The following is a 7,792-nucleotide window of genomic DNA, read 5'->3' on the forward strand; positions in this document are numbered from 1 at the left end:
GGCGACGGGGATGTACGGAACTTTTCCGGGTACCCTTTGCGCCATGTCCCCATCCCGATCCGATGGAACGAAAGGGTTAAAAAGAAAAAGATGAACTGGATTAAAATAGATTCAGGATAAAAAAAAAGAACCGCCAAGACAAGGTTCTCTTGACAAACCGCTTCATAGATGGGTCGCGTCGTTTGACCCATCATTTGTTATATCCGTTGTAATCGATGGATCGAAAAACGTAACCCATCCTACTTTTTTCATCATTCATCATTCATCACTCATCATTTTATTAATCATTCCGCCAGCCGAAAGCGCATTCCCGCTTCTCTCTCGGCCAGGCCTTTCAGTTCCAGCAACCCCAGCGCCGAGGAGAGGCGCGAGACCGGCCAGCCTATCTCGCGGCAGATCGAATCGATGTGCTTTGGCTGCGCTGTCAAAAAGCGCAGTGTTTGTTCTTCGTCTTCGCTGAGGGGAATACTGGGCGCTTTCGGCGGCGGCGCTGGCGCCTTCTCAACCGGCGCATCAATTTTCTCAGCGGCAACCGCTTCTGCTGCCGGTTCTTCGCGTTGGCGATCTTGCTTCGTTTCGATTTCCACGGGTGAAGTCGGGGAAGGAATGCGCGGGATTTTTCCTGCTAATTCCGCCGCGTAGAAGGCGATCTTGTCTCCCAATTCGTTGAGGATATCCTGGGCGCTCGTCGCCAGGGCGGCGGCGGATTCCTTAATCAGCCGGTTGCAGCCCATCGCCGTCTCTTCCTCCACCGGGCCGGGAAGAGCGAAGATTTCCTTGCCTTGTTCCAAAGCGTACTTCGCCGTAATCAGCGCCCCGCTGCGCTCCGCCGCTTCCACGACCAGCACTCCCAACGACAATCCGCTGATGATGCGGTTGCGGGGCGGAAAATTGCGCCCTTGCGGCGCAACGTCGTAAAACAGTTCCGATATTAACGCGCCCCGCTTGACGATCTGTTCCGCCAGCGGCTCGTGTTCGCGGGGATAGACCATGCGCAGGCCATTGCCCATTACGGCGAAAGTGCGCCCATGTTTGCATCGCAGCGCCCCTTTATGCGCCGAGGCGTCGACGCCCCAGGCCAGCCCGCTGACGATAGTCAATCCTGCTTCCGCTAATTCGTTGGCGATTTGATTCGCCCGCCGTTTGCCCCCATCCGACGCCCGCCGCGAGCCGACGATGGCGAAGGCGAGTACATCCTCCGGTTGTAGTTCGCCCTTTACATATAATAAGGCGGGATGCGCGGGAATTTGGCGCAGAGAGGCGGGATATTCCGCATCGCCGGGCAGCAGAATCGCCGCTCCTTCTTTTTGCGCCCATGCCAGTTCCTTGTCGATATCCAGGTCGAACTTGCCCTGCGCCGCTTCGCGCACGGCTTCGCCTATCGCTAATGAAAATCCGTGAACGGCGGCGATCGCTTCCGGCGCGGCCTTCAACGCTTTGGTTATGGAGCCGAAATGAGCCTCCAACCGGCGGGCGCGGTCGCTGCCCATATATTTCGCCCGCAAAATCGCCAGCCACGGATAGAGTTTGTCCCGATCTAGTTTCATGCAACCAGCCCTTTGTCCTATTTATCCTTTCGGATTTATTCCGGCATACAATAAATCGCCTATTGTTTCTTATTAAAAAAAGATAGGATATGCCATGCCTCATTATTCCCATCGGTGAAGAAAAGTGAAGATAGAGCGAATCGAAGTTTTCCCCGTAAGTTATCCTACAGCGGGCCGTTTTAAATTTCTCGAAGATCCCAAAGGCCGCCGAGTGGGCCGCGCCGCCGTTTTGGTAAAGATCATAACCGTTAACGGCCTGATCGGTTGGGGCGAAAGCATTCCCGTTCAAACCTGGTGCGACGAAACGTTGGAATCTGCAACCAGCGCCATTCGCGATTATCTAGCGCCGGTTCTCATCGGACGCGATCCCTTCGATATCGCCGGAGCCGTCCAGCTCATGAACAAAACCATTTCGCCGGGATTTACGACGGGAATGCCCCTGGCGAAATGCGGCGTGGATATGGCGCTGCACGATCTTGCCGGCAAAGCCTTGGGCTGCTCGCTGGCGCAATATTGGGGACGCGCAGTGGGAGGGCCGGTAACTCTTAGCTGGACGCTCAATCCCTCCTCGCTCGATGGCTTGGATGCCATGATCGACGAGGGCTGGAAGCGTGGCTATCGCAATTTCAACGTCAAAGTCGCCCCCGATCCCAAATACGATCTCGAACTCTGCCGCCGCGTCAAACAACAGGTTCCGGACGGCTTCCTTTGGGCGGACGCCAACGGCGGCTACGATCTCGCCTCTGCACTAACCGCTGCTCCCATGTTGGCCGATATCGGCGTCGACGTGTTGGAATCGCCGCTGCGGCCTAATGATATTTCTGGATATATTCGCCTAAAAAAACAAGGCGCACTGCCTATTATTATGGACGAAGGCGTCGTTTCGCCCAAAGATTTGATCGAGTTCATCCGGCTGGATATGCTGGACGGCGTGGCCATGAAGCCTTCCCGCTGCGGCGGATTGCTATCCGCCCGTCGGCAGATTGAAATCCTGCTCGATGCGGGTTTGATGTTTCTCGGCAGCGGCTTATCCGATCCCGACGTGACTCTGGCGGCTTCGCTCGGCCTCTTCGCTGCCTACGGCTTGTCGTTTCCCGCCGCCCTGAACGGCCCGCAGTTCCTGACGCATAGCGTCCTGAAATCGCCCCTCGCCGTAAAAGACGGCGCCGTGGCTGTTCCCGAAGGGTATGGATTGGGAGTGGAGATCGACGAAGAAAGAATCAAGGCGATTGAGGTGATGGCGTGATTTTTTATTCATCCCCCGAGTTTTGGGGGGGGTAGGAGGGGGTTGTTTTAAGTTCTTTTAATTCAATGAACTACATTGTTTTTTGATATTTGATTATTAGAGAGATAAAATGGGAATAGGTTTATATGAAAAGAAACGTTAACGATCTCACGAAACAACGCGCTAGAGAGTTGCGTCAAAATCTATCTCCCGCAGAAAAACGATTATGGGCATGTTTACGAGCAAAACAAATTTTTGGACTTCATATTCGGCGGCAGCATCCAATTGGCCCTTATCTCGCTGATTTTTCTATTGAAAAATTAAAATTAGTAATAGAACTTGATGGGATTTCTCATGATTTCAAATTGGAAGAGGATGCTAAACGAGATCAATATATGCTGGAAAACGGCTATGAAGTTTATCGAATTTTAAACCGTGATGTAATGATGCGTTTAGAAGATGTTATTGAATCCATAAGGAATATATGTAAAGCAAAACTGTCGTAACCAAGCAGCCAAAGGAAGAATCGAGGGCTGTCTTAAGAGAAAAAAGCGTTTTTTATATTCCTCCCCCAAGTTTGGGGGAGGTTAAGAGGGGGTTGACTAAGGTAAATAATTTCAAGATGTTTTGCATTTACAATTAATTAAAATAGATTTTAACTTGATGACCTTGAATCAAAAGGGGATTGTTGGTTCATCCCATCAACCCCCCTCTAACTCCCCCCAATCTTGGGGGGAGAATAGTAGAGCAAACCATTTTGCAATATCCGCGAATTGGAAGATAAAATCAAGGAATTTCACTTCATGGGGAGGTTGAAAACATGTCCAACAATCAAAGCAATCGACGCCAATTTCTTCAACGATCATCCTTCGGAGCGGCGGCTTTGGGCGCCGTCGGAGTATCTGCCCAGCGCGTACTTGGCGCCAACGACCGCATCGCCGTCGCCATTATCGGCTGCGGCGGTCGCGGTATGGGTTTCGGCGGTGCGGAAATCAAGAACCTGAGCGAAAAAGAAAACGTCCATATCGCCGCTGTCTGCGATGTCTGGCGCAACAACCGCGAAGCCGCCGTCGCCAAAGTCAAAGAGTGGTTCGGTAAAACGCCGTACTCGACAACCCGCTACCCCGAAATCCTTAGTCGCAAAGAGATCGACGCCGTCTATATCGCCACTCCGGATCACGCCCATTCCCCCATCCTGGCCGACGCCGCATTATGCAAGAAGGACGCCTATTGCGAGAAACCGATGGCTACGACGCTTTACGACGCCCGCGACGCGTTGCGCTCCGTCCGCGATAACCAAATCGTTTGCCAGATCGGCACCCAGCGCCGCAGCGACGGACGCCACAAAGCCGCCGCCGAATTCATTCGCTCCGGCGTTCTCGGCAAGATCAGCGAAGTGGAAACCGCCTGGCACGACGCCAGCCCCCGTTGGCTGAAAAACGATTACAAAACTATCCAAAAAACCGACGTCGATTGGGACCAATACCAAATGAAACTGGCCAAGCGCGCATTCGATCCCATGCGCTTCCGCTGCTGGCACCTTTGGAAGGATTATACGGTTGGAACGCCCGGCCTATTGGGCAGCCATCTCATCGACGTGGCGACCTGGTTCATGGACGATCCCTTGCCCCTCAAGGCCGTCGCCAACGGCGGCGTCTATGTCTGGAACGACGGGCGCGAACATGCCGACACGCTGGATTGCGTCATCGAGTATCCAAAAAAATTTATCGTCCAATACTCCACCCGCCTAGGCAACAGCTGCCCCGTTCCCGAAGCGATCTTCTACGGTCTCAACGGAACCTTCGACACCCTAAGCTGGACCGCTTCCAACAAAGGCGGACGCAAGGACAGCCCTTTTAAGAATCCAGTGAAGATTGAACCCAAGGACGACGAAAACCACGTGCAAAACTGGCTGCAATGCATCCGCACGCGCCGAAATCCCAACGCCCCCATCGAAGCGGGCTACGCCCATTCCGTCGTCAGCATCATGTGCTTCCACTCGTGGGAATACGGTCATCGTTACGCCTACGACGCCGCGCGGGAGACGATCTATCCAGAATGATGAATGATGAGTGATGAATGATGAATGATGAGGAATTTATGGAGCATAATTTAGATTATAAACGTCCTCCAAAATATTCTGTCTACAAAAAACGAGCAGAAAAACAATTTAAAGGTGAAGAACATTTAACCGAAGATGAATTTATCTCTATATCTCAGCAAAATTGTCATTATTGTGATAAAAGTGGTCCCAATGGAATAGATAGATTCGATAATATTAAAGGCTACACAAAAGAAAATTGCGTTCCTTGTTGTAAACATTGCAATTATGTTAAAGGCAATCTATCAATAGAGGACTTTGAAACATGGAGAGATAGATTCGTTAAGAAACAGTTGACATATCTATCTAAAATAATATCTTCATGAATAACCAAAACGGCCTTGCGCAATTCATACAATTATTAAGACAAGAAATTCCCGCGCTGAGAGAACGCTATCATGTGGAATCGTTGAGCATATTTGGATCGTACGTTCGCCATGAACAGCATCCCGGCAGCGACTTGGATATCCTGGTAACATTCCGCGAAACGCCGGGACTTTCGTCATAGAAGCTATTTGAAGTCATCCAGTTGAATGACGTTGAGGTTCTTTATCGATTTCATTTGCTTATCGTTAGTCAAAAAGGCCGTACAATTCGAATGGATGGCTGTTGCATAATGGATCGCATCGGGGAGTTTCAAGCCGATTTCAGACCGCAAGCGAGCCGCTTCTATCAAAATCGTTCGGTGGATTGGCTCTACGGTTAATGAGGGGGAAGATTGAATTCCCTGGATATATATCGATTGCCATTGCGTATTTTTCTCCATTATGGGTTTCACCAACGCTTCGGCGATCGTCAATTCGCTGGTGTAGGAATGGAATTGTCCTAATTCAACTTTTTCAATAACGGGGGATAATATATCAATATAAGGAGAGAAACTTTCGAATAAATAGATGAAGATATTCGTATCCAGGTATATCCTATTTCCTTCAATTTGGTTTATTAATCCCATTGGTTTCGTTCCTGGCGTATGAATTGATCGGCATCTTCGGGCGAGGCATAGCATCCCTTGGCCGATCCTATGAGTTTGGTCAGCGTCGCCGGCGATTGAATCCCATCATCAATCAACACGATCACCTCTACGTCAACGCCTTCGGGAAATTCGGGAGAACGGATTTCAAGAACTCCACCCGTTCGAATCTTCGTTTTTTGGCGAATGGCTTTAGGCATTAGTTTGACTCCTCCACGGCAACAATACCTTTATTGTACTTGTTTTCTCTTAACGTCTCCAACTGGGAGGATTAAAATCCTCGTTATTGATCGATTCTTATTTCTTCGCATTAATCCCGCCCTACTTACCTCGATGAAAAATCGCGGATAAAATCCCCTTTTCCCCCCAAATAAAGGAGATCGAAAATGAACCATAATGGGCGCGAACAAACGCTTGTCTTGATTAAGCCGGACGCTTTGAAATTATCGCTGTCGGGATATTTGCTTTCCCTGCTGTCCGAATCGCATACGGGATTGATGATTACGGGAAGCAAAATCGTCAGCGTTTCCCGAATGTTGGCGGAAGAGCATTACGCCGAACACGCCGGGAAGGTATTTTACGATTCGCTTCTCGAATACATCATGGGAGAAATTCATTTCCCGGATGATCCTGGCAAGCGGAGAGTGAAAGTTCTCGTCTATCAAGGCAAGGACGCCGTGAAGAAGATCCGGGAAATCGCGGGACCAACCAATCCTCACATCGCCCGCGAAGAAAAACCCGGCTGCATCCGTTCGTTGGGAACCGTCATTCCGCTGAAAAACGGCGCGGGGGAAATCGTCGGCAATCGAATCGACAACCTGATTCACGCTTCGGCGTCCGTCGAGGAAGCGGAGCGGGAAATCAAACTTTGGTTAAAACCGAACGATATTCCTCCTCTCTTGCGCGCCTACTCCTGTCGGCAAAGCGAAGAGCATATTTATTGCAAAGACAATATGATATTCAAAAAATACGAATCCGGCAGCGTTTGCCTATTAACGCCGGGCGATATGGTCTGGGAATCCGATTGGAAGGCTCTATGCGCGATTCTCGAAGGAGCGCAGCCTGCTTGTTCTCTTCGATCGATCGCCGCTAAATATCTCATCAACGAAGATCGGACGATTGGATGAAATGATGGGATTGCGCCGAGATAACAAGGACGGCGCAAGAACTCATGTTGCGAATATTGGGGTGCGGGCGTCTGCGCCCGTCCCTCTTGCTCAAGGTTGATACTGCGTCTGCCCGCCCGTCATGGGAATATCGCCGTCGCTGACGACGCCGTTGGTTGAATTGTAGATAACCGTCGTTTCCGGCGCCACAAGTCCCCGCGCCCATATTTCCGTCATCAATCCCTTATTGGCGACTTTATCCGGCCCCAGGCTGTTCACGCACCACGCCTTGATTCCATAATCCGGATTCGTCGCCATGTAACTTCGGTAATTGTAAGTATCCCTCAGCATCTCGTCGCCGTAAGCGTTCGTCCCCTCGTTGATGAAGGGATCCTGAATGTCCAAAGTGGTGATATAGGATACCGGCGTTGTGAGCGGAATCAGGCGGTAGGTGATGGGATTGTATTGGGCGGGAAAAGTATATCCTGTGAAGTAGGGATATTGGTTGCGGTCGATATAATAGGTTTCGATGGCTAGCGACAAGGCTTTTTGATCGGATTTCACTCGCGCCACTTTCGCCCGAATTTGCGCATTCAGAAAGTTCGGAACCGCAATCGCCGCTAGAACGCCGATGATAGCCACTACGATAAGCAATTCGATTAAGGTAAATCCTTGAGAGCGTTGCCGCATGTATTTATTCCTTTTCATTATATGGAGAGCCTCTTGCAAAACTCCATAATTCCTCCCCCATGCTTGGGGGAGGTTAGGAGGGGGTTGCTTTAAGTCTAACATAATCAACCCCCCTCTAACTCCCCCCAAGCTTGGGGGGAGAATTTAAAAGCG

General features: G+C 50.5%; 10 protein-coding genes. 6 read left to right on the forward strand and 4 right to left on the reverse strand.

The features are described from left to right. Positions 1 to 284 precede the first annotated feature (284 nt). A complete protein-coding gene (gene dprA / locus AB1656_23645; GenBank protein MEW6238389.1) occupies positions 285 to 1,547 on the reverse strand; it encodes a DNA-processing protein DprA in 1,263 nt (420 codons plus the stop codon). A gap of 124 nt (positions 1,548 to 1,671) precedes the next feature. Here dprA and AB1656_23650 point away from each other — a divergent pair, with 124 nt between their 5' ends. From AB1656_23650 to AB1656_23670, 5 genes are all read left to right on the forward strand, one after another. Next, positions 1,672 to 2,793, forward strand: a complete 1,122-nt coding sequence (locus AB1656_23650) for an enolase C-terminal domain-like protein (GenBank protein ID MEW6238390.1) — start codon at positions 1,672 to 1,674, stop codon at positions 2,791 to 2,793. Between the two features lie 125 nt (positions 2,794 to 2,918). Then, complete coding sequence (locus tag AB1656_23655) at positions 2,919 to 3,278, forward strand: DUF559 domain-containing protein (GenBank protein MEW6238391.1); 360 nt, start codon at positions 2,919 to 2,921, stop codon at positions 3,276 to 3,278. A gap of 314 nt (positions 3,279 to 3,592) precedes the next feature. Further along, positions 3,593 to 4,834 (forward strand): Gfo/Idh/MocA family oxidoreductase, encoded by a 1,242-nt coding sequence (locus AB1656_23660; GenBank protein ID MEW6238392.1) that lies wholly within the window; start codon positions 3,593 to 3,595, stop codon positions 4,832 to 4,834. Between the two features lie 17 nt (positions 4,835 to 4,851). Next, positions 4,852 to 5,199, forward strand: coding sequence for a hypothetical protein (locus tag AB1656_23665; GenBank protein MEW6238393.1), 348 nt, complete (start codon positions 4,852 to 4,854; stop codon positions 5,197 to 5,199). Further along, positions 5,196 to 5,381 carry a nucleotidyltransferase domain-containing protein gene (locus AB1656_23670; protein ID MEW6238394.1) on the forward strand — a complete coding sequence of 62 codons (186 nt, stop codon included), beginning with the start codon at positions 5,196 to 5,198 and terminating at the stop codon, positions 5,379 to 5,381. The genes AB1656_23665 and AB1656_23670 overlap by 4 nt, the downstream gene beginning before the upstream one ends. 3 nt (positions 5,382 to 5,384) lie before the next feature. Here AB1656_23670 and AB1656_23675 read toward each other — a convergent pair whose 3' ends face one another. Together AB1656_23675 and AB1656_23680 are read right to left on the reverse strand one after the other, a co-directional pair. Then, the gene (locus AB1656_23675; GenBank protein MEW6238395.1) at positions 5,385 to 5,825 is read right to left on the reverse strand and encodes a type II toxin-antitoxin system VapC family toxin; all 441 of its coding nucleotides are present in this window, start codon (positions 5,823 to 5,825) and stop codon (positions 5,385 to 5,387) included. Then, positions 5,816 to 6,043: a hypothetical protein gene (locus tag AB1656_23680; protein ID MEW6238396.1), complete on the reverse strand. Its 228-nt coding sequence runs from the start codon at positions 6,041 to 6,043 to the stop codon at positions 5,816 to 5,818. Before AB1656_23680 ends, AB1656_23675 begins: the two co-directional genes overlap by 10 nt. Before the next feature lie 186 nt (positions 6,044 to 6,229). Between AB1656_23680 and AB1656_23685 the strand changes: the two genes are divergently transcribed. Beyond that, entirely contained in the window at positions 6,230 to 6,970 is a 741-nt protein-coding gene (locus AB1656_23685) for a nucleoside-diphosphate kinase (GenBank protein MEW6238397.1), read from the forward strand. Between the two features lie 90 nt (positions 6,971 to 7,060). Here AB1656_23685 and AB1656_23690 read toward each other — a convergent pair whose 3' ends face one another. Then, positions 7,061 to 7,639, reverse strand: a complete 579-nt coding sequence (locus AB1656_23690) for a prepilin-type N-terminal cleavage/methylation domain-containing protein (GenBank protein MEW6238398.1) — start codon at positions 7,637 to 7,639, stop codon at positions 7,061 to 7,063. Between the last annotated feature and the right edge of the window lie 153 nt (positions 7,640 to 7,792).

It is taken from the genome of Candidatus Omnitrophota bacterium, from assembly GCA_040755155.1.
Lineage (GTDB): Bacteria > Hinthialibacterota > Hinthialibacteria > Hinthialibacterales > Hinthialibacteraceae > JBFMBP01.